This window comes from Endozoicomonas sp. ALD068 (assembly GCF_049310145.1).
Taxonomy (GTDB): Bacteria; Pseudomonadota; Gammaproteobacteria; order Pseudomonadales; family Endozoicomonadaceae; genus Endozoicomonas_A.
Genome location: NZ_JBLYNU010000004.1, coordinates 2,241,066 through 2,259,673 on the forward strand (window position 1 = coordinate 2,241,066; position 18,608 = coordinate 2,259,673).

The 18,608-nt window shown below is 48.2% G+C and carries 12 protein-coding genes; 3 read left to right on the top strand and 9 right to left on the bottom strand.

All coding sequences use genetic code 11. From position 1 onward, the window contains the following. Window positions 1–34: 34 nt before the first annotated feature. Both ACO6V5_RS08010 and ACO6V5_RS08015 read right to left on the bottom strand, forming a co-directional pair. Complete coding sequence (locus ACO6V5_RS08010) at window positions 35–556, bottom strand: hypothetical protein (protein ID WP_422409002.1); 522 nt, start codon at window positions 554–556, stop codon at window positions 35–37. Between the two features lie 301 nt (window positions 557–857). Continuing rightward, entirely contained in the window at window positions 858–3,977 is a 3,120-nt protein-coding gene (locus tag ACO6V5_RS08015) for a hypothetical protein (RefSeq protein ID WP_422409004.1), read from the bottom strand. 269 nt (window positions 3,978–4,246) lie between these two features. Here ACO6V5_RS08015 and ACO6V5_RS08020 point away from each other — a divergent pair, with 269 nt between their 5' ends. Both ACO6V5_RS08020 and ACO6V5_RS08025 read left to right on the top strand, forming a co-directional pair. Further along, window positions 4,247–8,047 carry a DUF4116 domain-containing protein gene (locus ACO6V5_RS08020; protein WP_422409006.1) on the top strand — a complete coding sequence of 1,267 codons (3,801 nt, stop codon included), beginning with the start codon at window positions 4,247–4,249 and terminating at the stop codon, window positions 8,045–8,047. A gap of 119 nt (window positions 8,048–8,166) precedes the next feature. Further along, a complete protein-coding gene (locus ACO6V5_RS08025; protein WP_422409008.1) occupies window positions 8,167–11,910 on the top strand; it encodes a DUF4116 domain-containing protein in 3,744 nt (1,247 codons plus the stop codon). A 610-nt stretch (window positions 11,911–12,520) separates the two neighbouring features. Here ACO6V5_RS08025 and ACO6V5_RS08030 read toward each other — a convergent pair. Further along, window positions 12,521–13,504, bottom strand: coding sequence for a transposase (locus ACO6V5_RS08030; protein WP_422409010.1), 984 nt, complete (start codon window positions 13,502–13,504; stop codon window positions 12,521–12,523). Window positions 13,505–13,795: 291 nt separating this feature from the next. Between ACO6V5_RS08030 and ACO6V5_RS08035 the strand changes: the two genes are divergently transcribed. Further along, window positions 13,796–14,611 (top strand): hypothetical protein, encoded by an 816-nt coding sequence (locus ACO6V5_RS08035; RefSeq protein ID WP_422409012.1) that lies wholly within the window; start codon window positions 13,796–13,798, stop codon window positions 14,609–14,611. A gap of 136 nt (window positions 14,612–14,747) precedes the next feature. On the opposite strand, the gene acpS is transcribed toward ACO6V5_RS08035, so the two are convergent. Genes acpS through ACO6V5_RS08065 form a run of 6 tightly spaced genes read right to left on the bottom strand, consistent with a single transcriptional unit; the run spans window position 14,748 to window position 18,576 of the window. Further along, the gene (acpS, locus tag ACO6V5_RS08040; protein WP_422133547.1) at window positions 14,748–15,122 is read right to left on the bottom strand and encodes a holo-ACP synthase; all 375 of its coding nucleotides are present in this window, start codon (window positions 15,120–15,122) and stop codon (window positions 14,748–14,750) included. Beyond that, complete coding sequence (pdxJ, locus tag ACO6V5_RS08045; RefSeq protein ID WP_422133546.1) at window positions 15,119–15,865, bottom strand: pyridoxine 5'-phosphate synthase; 747 nt, start codon at window positions 15,863–15,865, stop codon at window positions 15,119–15,121. The genes acpS and pdxJ overlap by 4 nt, the downstream gene beginning before the upstream one ends. After that, entirely contained in the window at window positions 15,862–16,575 is a 714-nt protein-coding gene (recO, locus tag ACO6V5_RS08050) for a DNA repair protein RecO (RefSeq protein WP_422133545.1), read from the bottom strand. Before recO ends, pdxJ begins: the two co-directional genes overlap by 4 nt. Next, entirely contained in the window at window positions 16,575–17,516 is a 942-nt protein-coding gene (gene era, locus ACO6V5_RS08055) for a GTPase Era (protein ID WP_422133544.1), read from the bottom strand. Before era ends, recO begins: the two co-directional genes overlap by 1 nt. Continuing rightward, a complete protein-coding gene (rnc, locus tag ACO6V5_RS08060; RefSeq protein ID WP_422133543.1) occupies window positions 17,513–18,202 on the bottom strand; it encodes a ribonuclease III in 690 nt (229 codons plus the stop codon). Before rnc ends, era begins: the two co-directional genes overlap by 4 nt. Further along, window positions 18,199–18,576, bottom strand: a complete 378-nt coding sequence (locus ACO6V5_RS08065) for a DUF4845 domain-containing protein (protein WP_422133542.1) — start codon at window positions 18,574–18,576, stop codon at window positions 18,199–18,201. Before ACO6V5_RS08065 ends, rnc begins: the two co-directional genes overlap by 4 nt. Window positions 18,577–18,608: the final 32 nt, after the last annotated feature.

The following is an 18,608-nucleotide window of genomic DNA, read 5'->3' on the forward strand; positions in this document are numbered from 1 at the left end:
GAAAATACTGACAAATAGTATTTTGAAACGCTGATTAAACCGATGAAATTACTTCACTTTGGCGAAGGCGCTCGTAATGCTCAGATTCATCATATGAGGGTGGAGCATTCGTTCTGTTTTCATCCCGGGGGATGCTTGAACGCTGGTTTGCGCGTCGCTCTTGCTGAATATTAAGTGCTTCTTCAAGATCTCGTAATCGCTGACACTCTCTAGTAAAGGCTGCCTCGGCCAGAAAACCTGATTGCCCGCCAAGAATGAACCCGGTTGCCGCAGCACCCGCAAGCCCCAGAGGATGAAGTGACATTAGTTGCCCGGCAGCCAAACAGCAAACGATACCGGTAGAAATACCGATTGTCCTCATTAGTAAGCCCGGACCAAACCTTATTTCGACAGGATCATTATATTTCCAATCACGGGCATCCCAGAGGAAGTTTTCGGTGAGTGATTTTTTTACGGTCAGCCGCAGAAACCTGCCAACATTTGAATCCGTGCTTGAATCTGTTTGTGTGCCTCGGTCAATTGTTTGATGACTCGGTGCTTGAGTGTTTACATTCATAGTAAGGTACGTCCTGTTTCAAAATTATAAATCGTCCAAATTATCTTACCCTCACAGAGAATAAGTTTTACCGACACTTGTGATCATATATTTCACAAAATATTCAGCGAATATTTGTAGTATCAAGTAATCTGACAACGGAATTAAGCTGATTTCTTTAATCCCTGCGGCTTTAGACAGTGCCACTACAAAATAATTCCATTAATCATTTATCATTTCTAAACAGTCCGCATTCAAACCTGCCTGCAAGGTGTCAGTTTGTTGCGATTTTGCCTCGTCTCTTTATGAGGGCTGGCTGTATCTATTCCAGCCAGCCTTGTTGCTTGTTCGCTTCATTACGATCAGGCGGAACCTTCACAGGCACCAGCATTTCCTGCAGGTGTACTTTACCTTTCTCGTCATATCCCCTGAAGCGTTTCTCATTAACCACCGCAAATCCTCTTTGCTCAAGCGATCTTTTCGCCAGGGGTGATTTCAGGGTTTCCTGGGTTAATGTGCCGAGGCTCATGAGTATCCCTTCGGATTGCAGTCGTTGCACCTCCTGAACGATGGCCTCTTGTGTTTCAGTACTCAGTAATCTGAAACCGTGGCGACATTGCATTTTTTCCAGACGGGTCATTCTTTCAGGCACTCTGACTTGTCTGAGATCATGGAAACTGTTGTGGATGCCACGGGTAATCCCCTTTTGCTGGTCCGTTTTGCACTCTGTATGGTCAGGGCTGGAACAGGTGTTAATGCCTGCACGGCTGGCAATATAGCGCCGGACGTTATCATCCAGGTATTTTTCCATGTTCTGCAGAGGCAGGGGCGTCTGTTCAAATTTATCGGTGATAGCGGTCCTGTCAGGCTGGAGCCGGAAAGTTTGAACATAAGAAAGCGTCCGGAGGTCTTCATGATCACTGCCAGTGACCTGTAGCAGATCAGCAGCACCGTGCATGGCGGCTTCCAGTTGCTGTTGCAAGTCCGGTTTCAGGGCAGGATCAAGGCTGAAATTCCGGGTCAGTTGCGACGGCAGATCCAGGCGCGATGGGTCAAACTGCCAGAACTTCTGTCGTCCTGTCAAGAACCCCGGGAACGAGGCATCAACCCCGGTGAATCGGATAAAGTCCATGCGGTCAGCAAAGCGCAGTACATGCAGATAACCGCGAACCCGTGTGGAAATATTCTGGTCACTCTTACCCTCTACGTCATCTTCCTTGCGGGCCAGTGCTTCGGCAATATCATCCAGCTGATGTTGTGGGTACTGCCCCTTCAGATCCCGCTTGAAATAGCTGGCCGCCCTTTCTTCTTCATCCTCTTTGGGGACATTTTCTGCAGCGGCATCATGATAGATGATTGCCAATGACAACAGGTTCTTTTCAGGTTCAGAGAAATGCATCAGATCGAATTTCTCCAGCAACTCGATATACCACATCAGATTGTTCCGGGCCCGCAATACATGACTGCAGTTGTGATCAGGCTTCCATACCCCGGGCAATGTGTCACTGCCAAGGCATTGGATGACTCGCTCCGGTCCGGGACGTCGGTAATAATGCTGCAGTATTTTCAGAATGGTCTCCTCGTTATCCCTGGCATTGGGCAAAACCGGTGGTACGCCGAAGGCGTCGACGAGAAATTGCAACGCCTCTGGTTGCGTCAGGGAGGCGGATTGGACAGATCGACAGTCGGTGAGGCCGAGGGACTTTTGCAGTTTGACTATTTGTTGCTGCTCTGTTTTGACTTTTTCTGGCCATTGCCGGTAAAAGGACTCTTGATCTCGCCGCTCCCAGAGTGCTTTAACCCAGTGGATATAATCATCTGTGCTTAGCGTTCCCAGGGATTTTTTAATGCCGTTAGCGCTGGTGTCTGCTATTTTTTTTCTGATGGCGCTTAATGTTTGCTCATTGGGCTTGCCAAAATGAAACAACGCTAGTAAATATTTCTTAAGTTGTTTACAGGGATGATGTCCCTCAAAAGGTCTTCGAAGGACAAGGTGAAACGCTTCCTGCAGTTGTGCTGAGCTGAGTCTCTGGCAACGTTGATGAAACTCCAGCATCACAGCCGGATCGGTGATAGAGTCGTGATCAATCATTAAAGACCATAAATCTGTACCCTGGTAGGATACTCCCAATGCCTTCAAGTGGCAGAAAAGTCTTTTTGAATAAAATTCCTCTAAAAGCCTATTGGCGGTTTTCTCAGTAACAGGCACTCCGCATCTGGCCAGATCAGTGGATAATTGGATAAGGATATCTTCCTGATAATCTGCCCAGCTCAGGCACTGGAATTCGTCATTACCCGTCATTCTGTAAAGCTTATCGTTCCGCCAAGATACGGTTGCTGACTTGATCAATAAATCAAATATTGTTTGGTATTCTCCCCGGTAAAGTACTTTTTTTTGAACAGGGAAACCCTGGTCTATTAACTCCCGTAAGCGTTCACGAGTGAAGCAATCCGGATTCGTTACCAGTTTTATAATGTCCTGAGTTCGAAACTGCACCGTTGGCAGATGCTGTTGATTCAGGATTTCTGCTTTTAACGGCATTGGCAGAAGATTCAATAACCTCTTCAGGATCTCTTCAGAAATGTTATGGGATATCGCAAAATTACCAAGCTTGGTTTCATTAAGCGTTAACAGCTGATCACGGTGGAGTTCATCCTCAAAATAAACTTCTGCAGAACCGCCTTGCCGGGAATAAACCAGCCAGGGCAATGGGTCTATGCCAAAAGCCTCTTCTAATTGGTGTTTATCCTGCAAATGATCGCTAACACCTTTGGCAATGTTCTCTTTTACAGTCAGAAAACACTTGATTTGTGATTTTGTATACCCGGTGGTGAGCCATTCTGCAGGGCGTCTTAACTTTTCATTATCTTTTTCCCTGAATTCGGGCGGTTTGAATGTGCCGTTCGGCCGCAGTTCACCTGACGTAGATTCCCTATAGACACTACAGAGCCGGTCAGCTTGCTCGAGCTTTTTCAATCGCAGTGAACTGTGGTCAGGTAGGCATTTAGTAGACAGTTCATCTGGTTTTAACGTATTTTCCTCTAAAGAAAATGTGCCGGCATGATCTTTATAAGCAGCGAGCGTATCGGGTTTTAGAATGCCGACTATGACATCGTTTGGTCTTACTAACATCGAGGGTACGTCTTCGATAATCAGGTTGACAGGTCTTGGTGCTTTAGGAAGCTCGTCGTTATGGTCAAGATAAACCGACTCTCTTTCGAATCTTGTAAAACATGATTCCGAGTCGCACACCTCAATCTGTCGAGCACCGAAAGTGCCTGCCTTCAGAGCTGCCCGCAATTCCTGTCTTAGCTGCTCTTTACTACCCGGGGACAGGCAATGTGCAGTGTTTGAATTTTTGCCAGATTGCGCCGAACAACTCTCAGGGTTCGTAAACGATACTGTCGAGAGTGAATTTCCTGTTGTTGGTAATGAATCCATATCAATAATCCTTAGAGTCATTGGAAAGCCATTGTGATGTCCGGATTAGAATTACCTCACTCGTATTGCCGCCAGGAGCCTGACGATAAAATAACTGCCTTCATCGGGATGATGGTGTTGACATTAAGGTTCATTTAAAACCGGTATTGATGCTTTCTGACTTTTTTATATCCAAAAAGTTCCTGCCGCCTGGATCCGGACTGACGGGTAGTTGAAACTTTTTTCAAAAGCACCGGTCAAAGGTAAGAGGGATTAAGGAGATCACAGTCATGGAAAAGACTCAACCAACAACGACGGGCTTTACTTTGCCCGAATCTGCCAGTGAAGCAGACCGCTGCATCGGACGGGCATTCGCTCATTCTGTTATTTCTGCCGGGCAAGACTCCCCTCCTTGCGTGGGGCACATGACGGATGATTCAGATAAAACCGTTCTCTCTTATCCTCAACTACCTGATCGTGATATCAAACTTCCGAATACGGATATCTGCGGGTCTGCCAGCCATAACTTGCAACCTGCCACCTTGCCAGCCACCGATGACAGGCAATCCCGGGGCTTCGTGGGCGGCAAGGGCCTGTTTCTGCACCGTATGCAGCAAGCCGGGATCCCGGTTCCACCCTTCACGGTGGTTGACACAACCCTGATCGCCAGGCTGGAGCAACAGTCTTTTCCCGCAATATGCCTGTTGCCTTTTTTGCCAGATATTGGCACGCGGGGTCAGGCATCATTCAGCCTGGAACAATTGCGCACGATCGTTACCGAACTACCGCATCAGCAACAATCAAAATGGCTCAAGGGGTTATCCGAATTTATTGCCAGTGAGGATTTCTATCAACAGGTAGAAAATATCAGTGCTGCCCGATATATTCGTCATCGCTACTTCATGCTTCGTCAACAAGCCAGCGAAGCCTGCATCGTTCGCAGTTCCGGCGTCGATGAAGACTGCTTCGGCAATGCCCAGGCCGGTCGCTATGATTCCCGGGTTCATGGCGGCGGCGATATCCTGAAAACCTGCCTGCAAGTCCTGTCGTCCGGCTACCGACCTGAAGTCTGTCCAAATGGACAGGTAAAGCCCATGGCGCTGGTCCTGCAGCAGTGCATTCATTGCCAGCTAGGGGGCGTAGTGATCAGCCACTCAACACTACAGGACAATGCCATTCAGGTGGAATATGCTCTGGGTCAGCCGCGGGGGGCGGTCTCCGGAACAACAGGAATTCGCCCCCATCGCTATACAATCAGGCGCAGTGACGATAAAAACAGTCAACCAAATCGGCAATTTACCCCGGGTGATATTACGACACAGTTTGTCCTGGAAAAAATCACCGATGAAGAGACCGGTGAAGCGGGTTATATCGAACGGAGCAACACGGCAACTACTGATGCAAAAGACATCATGCTCTCTGACGAGATATTGCAAGAACTGCAGAAAAACATAGAAAAGCTGGAAGATATGTTCTGTTGCCCGGTCGATGCTGAGTTCGGCGTGGATGGCGATCTGCAACTCCACGTGTTCCAAAGTCGACCAGTGACCGAGCTGCCGGGCAGTACCCGTTTCTCTGCACCTGCGCCAACCCTGCCACTGGCTAAAGGAACCATGGTCAGTGAAGGTTGTTGCAGTGGTGTCGCCCTGATGGTCACCGAACCGGTCAATGCGGAACAGATTCCACCCGGTGCCATTCTGTTTGCCAATCACGCCAGTGACTGGATGCTGGCACCTGATATTTTAAAACGTCTGGGCGGCTGCGTGTTCAAACAGGGAGGAACCAATGATCATGTTGCCATCACCTTGCGACAGGCAGGTGTAAGCTGTCTGTTGGCTGGTTCTCAGTATTCTGAAGCATTAAGACAGAGCAGCGGACAACAGGTAACACTGGTGGCTGGCAGTTTTGTCGGCAGCCCCGGAGCCTGTTTGCTGTCAGGCGACCAGTCTGCCTATTGGCAGGCCAGGAGCACCACTTCCGGTCAGGATATCATCAGCTCAGCCGCAACCAGTCCTGCGGAACCACCCGACTTTACCCGTGTCGACGACGGTTTTGCCTGGCTGAATCGCCAGAATCACCGGTTGCTTGACTATTTTCACCCTGACCGTATAACAAGTCGCTGCCTTGGCCCGGGCCGAAGTAAGGCAGTCAGCATGTCAGCAAACCGATCGAAACTATTACAACAACTTGACCTTGAGATTCAGCAACTACAGAAGGATTTAGACCTGTTTGTCTCTGGTTATCAGCACTTTTTAGGTCTGGCCACAGCATCTGAATCAAATACTGCACCATCCAAAGTCAAACCCTTTACCGAGGTAACCCATCTCCTTGAAAAACACTGCAAAAGCCTGAAAGATGCCATTGATAAACTGCGCTTAAAGGTGGTCTTGCCGCTAACCACCGAGCTGGAATTACCCGACCAACCTGCGAATTTCAGACAGTGGCTAAGCGATTGCCAGACCTTGCAGGATAGATTGCAAAAACTGACCCGGCCCGAATTTATACTCAATATTAGTTCTGCCCACGACCTGGTTTACTGGCTTCATCAGCGATTCGTTGATGCACTCGCCCCGGTGGCAGAAGCATCAGGGCAGGGACAAATCACCAAAATTACAGACGCCAGAGTGCTGATTAATATACTCCCTCAGGGCGCTTTGGGACTATTAAACGACAAGTGCATGTCGGTAGCGAGCAAACTTCCCATAACAAGGCTACGCATGCTTAATATGGTGGATGCCGCTTTTGTCAGTGCGAAACTCGGAGTGCACGTCTGCACCATAAGCATGCTGGAAGAGGCCGAGGGAGGCAGGGGCCGTACACTCCGCCTCGACATCTCTGATAATTTTTCTGAAAACGGGTTCAACACACACTTACAGGGTAAATTGAAGCGTTTCTGGTTTTTGGTACAGACACTCCGCTGCGCATCGATTGATAGTCATTCACTGCCAATGGCAATCAGTTTCAATAAAAATGCATGGAAAATGACCATAGAATACACTCAGGTTGATTCAAAAAAAGCATTACAAGATAGTTTTGTGAAATTAGTGACTGTTCTGAGCGGACTGACCGACCTGGATATGTCAATCAACAAATTTAATCGTGGTGAAAATCTTGACGAATGGAATTTTGAAACGCTGGTTAAAAAGTCTCAAATCGGGCTGAGCGACTCTGTAAATAACTGGATATTCAAACATTGCCTGGTAGTGGATGTATTCGAAAGCCGTGACGTGCGTCGATGTTACAAAAACTATGCGTTCGTTGATTATCTGGACGACGAATGCAAGTTGTTACATGAAGTGGCCAAAAAAACTCATGAAACTCTTGAGGCATTTCGGGCCTGGTACAGAAGTTCAGAACTTCGCCAAATGTTAGCCGATGCCAGCAAACAGCTCAAACCCGATGATGCGGCAAGAATAACAAAGGAACTGCTGACCCACATGGTCATTGAAGACTTCCACCCGGAGCTTACTTTTACACTCTTGCGTGAGGACTTTAATTTAGATCACGATAAGGATCTGGTGCTTTTCCTGATAGAACAAAACCCGATGTTATTCCGTTTTGTCTCCGACGCATTCAGGGATGATTTCGATATAGCCAATTCTGCAATAAGATCGCGAGGGCGGTTATTAAAATATGCCAGCGATCGTTTCAAAAAGGATAAATCTCTGGTAATGCATGCCATTAGTGATCCTGGCGGTATTTCTCTTGAGTATGCCAGTACCGATCTCAAAAATGACCCTGAAGTGGTTATGGCAGCTACCCGATATAATTATCATTCCTTTCAATATGCCGGGCAGACAGTAAAAAACAACGAATCCCTCTTGAGAGTCCTCATTGCAGAAAACCCTTTGGTCTTGATCTATGCAACTGAGTCCCTTAAAAATGACAAGGACTTTGTCCTGCCAGTGCTCTCAGGAAATACCCACATTTACGAAAATGTCCACATTTACAAATATCTCAGTGACAGACTGAAATCGGATCCGGATATTATGGCCGCAGCCGGGCACCCGATTAAAATTGAACCTGAAACCGCGAGTTCAGATCAGCCTGAAAAGCCGAAAGATAAAAAGCGTTCGTGTGTCATCCTGTGACTCTGATTTTCACCTTCTGAGTGCGCTTTTGTGAACTGATGTGGTGCAGACAAAGAGGCCCGATACCGGAATAAAGTAAGGCTCTCATTTCAAGGAGAGAAATCAAGGAGATTAAAGCTATGGAGAGCATTCAACCAACAAGATCAGGCCCGACTGAGGACAAATCCGCCAGGTTGTCGGCTGGTCAGGCAGCGTACGCACTCACCCGTTCTATCACTCCTAACGATCATGAGAGCCCTCCTCACAAGAAGCTGCGGTCAATGAAGGTTGATCCAGGTGAAGCTTTCCCGTCTTTTACTCCGCTATCCGCTCGTGGTATCGAACGCCCGGATACGAAAAATAGCAAGCCTGCCTGCCATGACTTGCCACCTGGCATTTCTACTCTCATCACAGACGAGCAAATCCGATCCTCTTTTGGCGGCAAGGGACTGTTTCTGCACCGTATGCAGCAGGCCAGGATACCGGTTCCACCCTTCACTGTGGTTGACACAGCCCTGATCGCCAGGCTCGAGCAACAGCCTTTCCCCACAAAATGCCTGTTGCCCTTTTTGCCAGATATTGACACGCGAAGTCAGGAATCATTCAGCCTGGAACAATTGCGCACGATCGTTACCGAACTACCGCATCAGCAACAATCAAAATGGCTCAAGGGGTTATCCGAATTTATTGCCAGTGAGGATTTCTATCAACAGGTAGAAAATATCAGTGCTGCCGAGGATATTCGTCATCGCTACTTTGTGCTTCAGCAACAAGCCAGCGAAGCCTGCATCGTCCGCAGTTCCGGCGTTGATGAAGACTGCTTCGGCAATGCCCAGGCCGGTCGCTATGATTCCCGGGTTCATGGTGGCGGCGATATCCTGAAAACCTGCCTGCAAGTCCTGTCCTCCGCCTACCGGCCTGAAGTCTGTCCAAACGGGCAAGTAAAGCCCATGGCGCTGGTGTTCCAGCAGTGCATTCATTGCCTGCTGGGGGGCGCAGTGATCAGCCACTCAACACTGCAGGACAATACCATTGAGGTGGAATATGCACTGGGTCAACCCCGGGGGGCGGTCTCCGGAACCACAGGTATCCGCCCCCATCGTTATTCGATCAAGCGCAGTGACGACAGAAACAGCCAACCAGATCGGCAATTTACCCCGGGTGATATTACGACACAGTTTGTCCTGGAAAAAATCACCGATGAAAAGACCGGTGAAGTGGGTTATATCGAACGCAGCAACACGGCAACCACCGATGCAAAAGAGATCATGCTCTCTGACGAGATATTGCAAGAACTGCAGAAAAACATAGAAAAGCTGGAAGATATGTTCTGTTGCCCGGTCGATGCTGAGTTCGGCGTGGATGGCGATCTGCAACTCCACATGTTCCAGAGTCGACCAGTGACCGAGCTGCCGGGCAGTACCCGTTTCTCTGCACCTGCGCCAACCCTGCCACTGGCTAAAGGAACCATGGTCAGTGAAGGTTGTTGCAGTGGTGTCGCCCTGGCGGTCACCGAACCGGTCAACGCAGAACAGATTCCGCCCGGAACCCTTCTGTTTGCCAATCACGCCAGTGACTGGATGCTGGCGCCTGATATTTTAAAACGTCTGGGTGGCTGCGTGTTCAAACAGGGAGGAACTAACGATCATGTTGCCATCACCCTGCGTCAGGCGGGTATACCCTGTCTGTTGGCTGGTTGTCAGTATTTTGAGGCATTAAGACAGAGCAGCGGACAACAGGTAACACTGGTAGCAGGCAGTTTTGCCGGCAGCCCCGGAGCCTGTTTGCTGTCAGGCGACCAGTCTGCCTATTGGCAGGCCAGGAGCACCACTTCCGGTCAGGATATCGTCAGCTCAGCCGCAACCAGTCCTGCGGAACCACCCAACTTCACCCGTGTCGACGACGGTTTTGCCTGGCTGAACCGCCAGAATAACCGGTTGCTTGACTATTTCCACCCTGACCGTATAACAAGTCGCTGCCTTGGCCCGGGCCGAAGTAAGGCAGTCAGCATGTCAGCAAACCGATCGAAACTATTACAACAACTTGACATTGAGATTCAGCAACTACAGAAGGATTTAGACCTGTTTGTCTCTGGTTATCAGCACTTTTTAGGTCTGGCCACAGCATCTGAATCGAATACTGCACCATCCAAAGTCAAATCCTTTACCCAGAAAATCCGACGCCTTAAAATACAATGCAAAAGCCTGAAAGATGCCATTGATGAACTGCGCTTAAAGGTGGTCTTGCCGCTGACCACCGAGCTGGAATTACCCGACCAGCCCGCGAATTTCAGACAGTGGCTAAGCGATTGCCAGACCTTGCAGGATAGATTGCAAAAACTGACCCGGCCCATATCTGTGTTCAATATTAGTTCTGCCCACGACCTGGTTTATTGGCTTCATCAGCAATTCGTTCTTGCACTCGACTCGGTGGCAGAAGCATCAGGGCAGGGACAAATCACCAAAATTTCATACACCGAAGTGCTGATTAATATACTCCCCCAGGGCGCCTGGGGACTATTAAACGACAATTGCATGTCGGTACTGAGCAAACTTGCCACATTAAGGCTACGGATACTTAATATGGTGGATGCCGCTTTTGTCAGTGCAACACTCGGAGTACACGTCTGCACTATATCCATGCTGGAACAGGCCGAGGGAGGCAAGGGCCGTACACTCCGCCTCGACATCTCTGATAAATTTTCCCAAGACGAGGAAAACACACACTTACAGGGTAAATTGAAGCGTTTCTGGTTTTTGATCCAGACACTGCGCTGCGCATCGATTGATAGTCATTCACTGCCAATGGCGGTCAGTTTCAATAAAAATGCATTGAAAATGACCATAGAATACACTCAGGTTGATTCAAAAAAAGCATTACAAGAGGGCTTTGTGAAATTAGTGACTGTTCTGAGCGGACTGACCGACCTGGATATGTCAATCAACAAATTTAATCGTGGTGAAAATCTTGACGAATGGAATTTTGAAACGCTGGTTAAAAAGTCTCAAATCGGGCTGAGCGACTCTGTAAATAACTGGACATTCAAACATTGCCTGGTAGTGGATGTATTCGAAAGCCGCAACAGGAATCGATGTCACAAAAACTATGCGTTCGTTGATTATCTGGACGACGAATACAAGTTGTTACATGAACTAGCCAAAAATACTCATGAAACTCTTGAGGCATTTCAGGGCTCGTGCAGAAGTTCGGAACTTCGCCAAATGTTAGCCAACGCCAGCAAACGGCTCAAACCCGATGATGCGGAAAGAATAATAAAGGAACTGCTGACCCACATGGTCATTGAAGACTTCCACCCGGAGCTTACTTTTACACTCTTGCGTGAGGACTTTAATTTAGATCACGATAAGGATCTGGTGCTTTTCCTGATAGAACAAAACCCGATGTTATTCCGTTATGTCTCCGACGCATTCAGGGATGATTTCGAAATAGCCAAGTCTGCAATAGGATCGCGAGGGCGGTTATTAGAATATGCCAGCGATCGTCTCAAAAAGCATAAACCTCTGGTAATGCTTGCCATTAGTGATCCTGGCTGTGTTGCGCTTGAGTATGCCAGTACCGATCTCAAAAATACCCCAGATGTGGTTGTGGCAGCTACCCGATATAGTTTTCATTCCATAAAATATGCCGGGCAGACAGTAAAAAACAACGAATCCCTCTTGAGAGTGCTCATTGCAGAAAACCCTATGGTCTTGATCTATGCAACTGAGTCCCTTAAAAATGACAAGGACTTTGTCCTGCCAGTGCTCTTGGGAAATACCCGCACTTACGAAAATGCCGACATTTACAAATATCTCAGTGACAGACTGAAATCGGATCTGGATATTATGGCTGCAGCCGGACACCCGATTGAAGTTGAACCATAAACCGAAAGTTGAGATCAGCCTGAAAAGCCGAAAGATAAAAAGCGTTCGTGTGTCACCCTATGACTCTGATTTTCACCTTCTGAGTGCGCTTTCGTGAACTGATGTGGTGCAGACAAAGAGGCCCGGTACCGGAATAAAGTAAGGGTCTCATTTCAAGGAGAGAAATCAAGGAGATCAAAGCTATGGAGAGCATTCAACCAACAAGATCAGGCCCGACTGAGGACAAATCTGCCCGGTTATCGGGTGCTCAGGCAGCGTACGCACTCACCCGTTCTGTCACTCCTTACGATCATGAGAGTCCTTCTCGCAAGCAATTGCAGTTAATGAAGGTTTATTCAAGTGAGAAAAAATTAAGACACCCAAATAAAAATAAAAAAATTAAGACACCCATAAAAATGTCTCTTCAGGGGAAAAAAATAAGACATTCAAAAATGTGTACTCCCAAAAAGGATCAGAAAAATCTATCTTCAAGTAGCGTATCAACGAACCACACAGCGCCACCCAAGGAACAGAGGCTGTTCAAGCCATAATTTAGACAATGCAAATTCATTCCGACATAAGTCGAAGAGAGATAAAGAGAGGGTCTTTGACGTCTTAACTGACTTCTACGCTAACCTGTCAGGTACAAACGACTGCAGGCGTTTAAACCTCGAAGCCACTTCTGTCCGGCTTCAAGTGCATAAGCCTTCATCGCCTTCAGACGGCCAACTGCCCGATAAAAACGATTATTCCATTGCATGGTTTTCAGCCACTCATCCGGATCAATTTCCAATCTTTCAAGAATCGGAGGGGTACACGACGGGATGGAACCTTTCTTGTCTGCCCTGACAATGCGGCCACTCCAGTCAACCAGTTCCAGATAGTCGTGAAGAAGGTACGGAAGGGCAACGTCCGTATTCTGGCCCTGCAAACAAAAAGGTTTCAGGGTCAGCGGCTGATTTTTAGTCTCAGAATGTGTAACCTGCTCTACGCGTTCCTGAATCGACGTGTAGTCTGATTCTTCCGGTGTTTCTACCTTTCCAGCCCGAATCGGATTCAAGTCAACGTAGGTCATGCAGGTCAGTAACGCTGCTTCGTCCAGCAATGCCTGGCTTTTAAAGCGTCCTTCCCAGAAGCGTCCTTTACACTGGTCTTCTTTGTTGGCCTCACGAGCAAGATGTTCATTCAGGCAGCGCATAAACCAGCTGATATCCGTTAAACGACGCCGGTATTCCTCAGCATATTCATCGATACGGGCCAATTCAGCTCTGCCCAGCTTGTCAGCGGCCAGATGCCTTTGCACCAGAAGCGGACCTCTGAACAAGGTCGTCCAACGGTGAAGCACTTGATTCCGTGACCAGCCTCTGGCAGATGACTGATTGATGTGCAAAACCACATGATAATGATTCGACATGATAGCGTAAGCACAGACTTCGATAGCAAAGACTGAAACCAGTTCCCGGAGTTTATCCACCACCCACTGACGGCGATGCTCGTAGTTCTTGCCAGTCAGGTGGTTCTCTCCACAGAGGTAAGCCTGACGAACACATCTTGCCATGCAGTGGTAATAAGGCGTTGTGCCGGGATCAATCAGGGTATTGCGAGCTTGGGCCATGAACTTACCTGTCTGGGTAAAAAATCAGTGATGGGTGAAAAAGTAGACCAGGTGGATGGTAAAGCAAATTTATGGGTGTCTTTTTGATTGTTAATTTAATTTCAACTTTGTACCAGTGTTCAGGAACTTTTTTTATTTTGTTGCATCTAAAATTAGTACAGGACACAGCTGTTTATTTTGAGCTGAAGCTCGCGGATTTTTCCGGGTTGCAACTCTTCAAGTTCAAAAGGGGCCTGCAAATTCTGGGCAGTGACTACGGAATAACCCAATAACCAAGTAAAGGAGAATCTTATGAATAATTTTAACTCTTATGGAACTAATCAATCTACTGCGGGTCCTTACCAGAAGCTAATGGAGCCAGATAGGCAGAAAGCCATCACGGAAAATTTTGATAAAAATAAAGCCCCTCGCTTTATAGACACTTCTGATTATAGATATCGCTATGAGACTAGAGGCTTGTCTTCATATTCTATTAAGACTTCTGATGATAATTCTGAAAACAATGATAATAAAATCTTACAATTGCATGTGGATGAACGTGAATGGATTGGGATCAATGAGAATGTTCAAGCTACAGAGCTTAATGGTTGCATATTCGCCATTCATGTTCCTGATAATGCTGAATTCTATAATGCATGGCATTTTAACTCGGTAAACAAGGCAATTTTAGCCGACGATTTAATAGAAGCCATGTTCATGATGACGAACCCTCTTGAAGTTAAATCAGCTTACCGCGAAGCTGAGTCCTGGCTAGAAATGCTGAGTCAATATCCCGGGACGAGCTATTTATGTGCCAATTACGACGTTACAGATAAGCTCAGGAGTGTTTTTCGTGTCAGTCCGGCTAATTTCACAAAAACTGGAGAATCAGTAGCTGTTGACGTCACATTTAATATTGCTACCCGAACCTTTGAGGTGAGACATTCTCTTGAAGTTGACGCCGCTGACAGTGAGCTTGAATCCGGAAAAGAAATGCTGCAAGAACATCTCGGGACCAGCCATTTATATGGCCCTAACGACGCTGGAGATGATCTGGAAGGGAATCCTTCTGATATTGATGCGGCTGTAGCAAAACCGGAGGACAGAGCTAACTCAGCCACGGAATAGATGGCATTGTTTGGGCCGCTCTTATTGATATCCTCCCCCAACCAGAGGCTGTCGTAAAACTCCAACAGCTCGTTCCCAGCCTGAAGAGAGTTTTGCGACATCGTCAGAACGTGGAAACGAGTGATAACAATCAGGGTTAGCACTCAAGGATAACAAAAGCGAGAGCATGCTCTGCTTCATCAGAAAGGCTCAGATGGATCGCTTTTATCCCCCTCTCTTTTTGAAGTTCCCGGGCGTAGTCCAAAAAACGCATACGAGGCGCGCCCCTCTCATCACTGAATGTCTCAAGATGCCGAAACGAAACCTTGCCTATGCCGGTTCCCAGAGCCTTGGAAGCGGCTTCCTTGGCCGCAAAGCGTTTGGCCAGCCAGGCTGCCTGCTGGGGGTGGGACGCAAAGATTTCCAGCTCGGAATCCGTAAGAATTCTGCGAGTAAAGGCCTCTGCCCGCCGCTCCAGGATTTTCCTGAATCGCGCAATACTGGCGATATCCGTGCCTATGCCTGCAATCATTTATGAAGAGAAGCTCTCAGCATTAAGGTCTTCATCTCTTTTACGGCAGTTTTCAATCCGCTAAAAAATGCCCGACCAATAATAGAATGACCAATATTCAATTCATTCATACCATTGATAGCAGCAACAGGCTCCACGTTCTGATAGTTCAAACCATGCCCGGCATTCACTATTAAGCCTTTAGACAGGGCAAACTCAGTGGCTTTTTTCAGCCTGTCCAGCTCTGTCTGCATAGCTTCTGGTGTTTCTGCATCGGCGTATGCACCAGTATGTAGTTCAATGACAGGCGCTCCCGCTTCCACAGAAGCTTCTATCTGCCCCAGATCCGGATCAATGAAAAGAGAAACTTCGATACCAGCCTTTGCCATTCGCGAGCAGGCAGAGGAGATGGAAGACATCTGTCCAACAATATCCAGCCCCCCTTCGGTGGTCAGCTCTTCGCGTTTTTCGGGTACCAGGCAAACTGCGTGAGGCAGAACCTCTTCAGCAATGGCTAACATTTCTTCCGTAGCAGCCATCTCCAGATTCATACGGGTCTGAAGTACATGGCGAATCAGCCTGACATCCCGATCCAGAATATGACGGCGATCTTCACGCAAATGCAGAGTGATACCATCGGCTCCTGCCTGCTCCGCCTCAATGGCGGCCTGAACCGGATCAGGGTAAGTACCTCCCCGGGCCTGACGGATGGTTGCGATATGATCAATGTTCACACCCAGCAGGATGCGGTTGTGAGGAATCATGAGACAAACTTCTCCCTGGTACGGAAAAATTCCCGACTTTTCAGCGGCTTCTCTCCCACCAGAGGAACCAGTGCCAGACGGGTTAATCGTTTATAGCCCGGATAATGCCGAACCTTGTCAAAACGCCTCTCTGCCAGAGACAGCAGCAGCTCTCCGGAAAAATAGTGGGACCGGTCTTTTTCCCTAAGCTCAAGAACAGGTATAAAACCCACTCCGGCTTTGAATTCATAAAGCAGATCGGGTTTTATGTCTGTCCCTGATGCAGCGTCAGAAGTCAATGACGGGGCGTAGCCAGTTATTTCCAGCAATTCAATCTCAAACACTCTCAACAAAGGTTGCAGAGGCGCTCCCGAAGTCAGTTGTTGCAGCACAGCACTGTACAGGTCGAACAACCCCTCAACATGCTGTCCTGGCAACACTGAACGCATCAAGAGTTCATTCAGATAAAAACCACAGTAGAGTGATTGTCCCTTCAGGTTTATGGCGGCAGCGGTTTCAAAGCTGTTGAGAGTTTTCAGTTCTGACCGCCCTCTCCAACTGACGAAGAGCCGGGTAAAGGGCTGAATAGCCCAGGAGCGGGATTTTGCCTGACGAACCCCTCTGATAACCATGGCAATACGGCCATGGTCTTTCACCAGGAATTCAGCAATAACAGAGCGCTCCTTGTAGGGTCTGCTGTGCAGCATCCAGGCTGCGCTCAGTTCATTCATCAGTCGAAGTCGTAGCCAAGGCTTTTCAGAGCCCTGTCATCGTCAGACCAGCCTCCCCTGACCTTAACCCAGAGATTCAACATGACCTTGCTGTCGAACATTTTTTCCATATCAATCCGGGCTTCCTGACCGATCTGTCTCAGTCTGGCACCCTTATCACCAATGACAATCGCCTTTTGACTGGAGCGTTCAACCAGAATCAGACCACTGATGACCAGCAATGGGCCTTTTGGACGCATTTCCTGCTTGAACTCTTCGATCTCAACCGTCATTTCGTAAGGCAGTTCGTCACCCAGCTGACGCATGATCTTTTCACGAATCAGCTCAGCGGCCATGAAGCGGGAACTGCGATCAGTGATCTGGTCTTCCGGGAAGAAGTGAATACTCTCAGGCATCAGATCAGCAATCAATTTTTCCAGTTCTTTCAGGTTATGACCATGCAGAGCCGACACCGGAATAATAGCTTTAAAGTTCGCCTTATCAGAAACTTCCTGCATAAACTGCATCAGCTCTTCTTTGCGTTCCTTGAGACGATCGACCTTGTTCAGTACCAGAATAATCGGACACTTGGCATGACTGAGTTTAGTGAGCACGAGCTGGTCTTCTTCGGTCCAGGTCAAACGATCGACAACAAACACGACGGCATCAACACCGGTCAGAGCACTGCTGGCAGCACGGTTCATGTAACGGTTAATGGCCTTCTTTTCCACTTTGTGCATACCGGGGGTATCCACAAATATGGTTTGTACATTATCTTCCGTCTTTATACCAAGAACCTGGTGTCGTGTGGTCTGGGGACGGCGGGAGGTAATGGACAGCTTCTGTCCCAGAACATGGTTGAGCAGCGTTGATTTACCTACATTAGGGCGCCCGACAATTGCCACGTAGCCACATCGTTGACCTTCAGTCACTGCTTCAGATCCGGTCACGGCTGAAATCATTGATTATCTACTCGCAGTTTTTCCAATGCAAAACGGGCAGCTTGCTGCTCTGCCCCTCGACGACTGGGCCCCTGACCTTCAGTGGTTATGTCCAGACTTTCCAGCTCACAAACCACAGTGAACACCTGATCATGGGCATCACCTTCAATATTCAACACCCGATATTTTGGCAGAGGATTCTGACGAGCCTGAAGGAACTCTTGCAGACGGGTTTTAGGGTCCTTGTTCTGCTGATCGGTGACGGAGAGCCCTGCCAAACGATCAGTAAACCAGCTGCGAATACGCGCACGACAAGCCTCCATGCCAGCATCCAGATAGATGGCACCAATAATCGCTTCTACCGCATCCGCCAAAATGGATTCGCGACGATAACCACCACTCTTCAACTCACCCGAACCCAATCGCAGAGAGTCTCCCAACTGGAATTCACGGCCAATTTCAGCCAGTGTCGCTCCTCGTACCATACGAGCACGCAGTCGGCTTAGCTGGCCTTCCCGGGCATCAGGAAAACGCTCAAACAGAGCTTCTGCGATGACAAAGTTAACGATGGAATCCCCAAGGAATTCGAGTCGTTCATTATTACGACTGCCACAGCTCCTGTGGGTCAGAGCCAGCTCCAGCCGGTTACGATCAGAAAATGTATAGCCCAGCCGTCTTTCCAGCCGGGCAAGTTCATCAGTCTTCACTGAGTTTTAGCATTCCAGTTATGTTCAAAAGTTAATACAAGATCAGCGTTGTGCACCAGGTGTACACGACGCTCATAATTGATTTCAACCGCCACCGACTGGCCCTTATTCCGAAGAACATTGGATTCTTCCCTGGCCAGCTGCACCCGGTTAGTCGAGAGCCCCTTATTTAGCCATTCTCTTACCTGCTGCACTCCCGCTTCTTTAATACCTGGCCTGGTATCCAAAGACGTCAGCACTTTCTTGATGGCATAATCATCCAGATAGACCGGTGTCACCTTGAGAGTCAACATGATCATAAAACCACCGACCAGTATAGCTACCAGCCAGCCCAAAGTACTCAGTCCTTTTTGTCTGTTTTTTGCAACGGTCATGATCCCTCCCGCCGGGCTATTATTGTCCGTTT

Excerpts from the sequence above, each read along its gene's own strand:
- ACO6V5_RS08010 (WP_422409002.1), bottom strand. The coding sequence starts at position 556 with ATGAATGTAAACACTCAAGCACCGAGTCATCAAACAATTGACCGAGGC.
- era (WP_422133544.1), bottom strand. The coding sequence starts at position 17,516 with ATGATTTCAGCCGTGACCGGATCTGAAGCAGTGACTGAAGGTCAACGA.
- ACO6V5_RS08030 (WP_422409010.1), bottom strand. The coding sequence starts at position 13,504 with ATGGCCCAAGCTCGCAATACCCTGATTGATCCCGGCACAACGCCTTAT.
- recO (WP_422133545.1), bottom strand. The coding sequence starts at position 16,575 with ATGAATGAACTGAGCGCAGCCTGGATGCTGCACAGCAGACCCTACAAG.
- ACO6V5_RS08065 (WP_422133542.1), bottom strand. The coding sequence starts at position 18,576 with ATGACCGTTGCAAAAAACAGACAAAAAGGACTGAGTACTTTGGGCTGG.
- ACO6V5_RS08025 (WP_422409008.1), top strand. The coding sequence starts at position 8,167 with ATGGAGAGCATTCAACCAACAAGATCAGGCCCGACTGAGGACAAATCC.
- ACO6V5_RS08015 (WP_422409004.1), bottom strand. The coding sequence starts at position 3,977 with ATGGATTCATTACCAACAACAGGAAATTCACTCTCGACAGTATCGTTT.
- ACO6V5_RS08035 (WP_422409012.1), top strand. The coding sequence starts at position 13,796 with ATGAATAATTTTAACTCTTATGGAACTAATCAATCTACTGCGGGTCCT.
- pdxJ (WP_422133546.1), bottom strand. The coding sequence starts at position 15,865 with ATGATTCCTCACAACCGCATCCTGCTGGGTGTGAACATTGATCATATC.
- acpS (WP_422133547.1), bottom strand. The coding sequence starts at position 15,122 with ATGATTGCAGGCATAGGCACGGATATCGCCAGTATTGCGCGATTCAGG.
- ACO6V5_RS08020 (WP_422409006.1), top strand. The coding sequence starts at position 4,247 with ATGGAAAAGACTCAACCAACAACGACGGGCTTTACTTTGCCCGAATCT.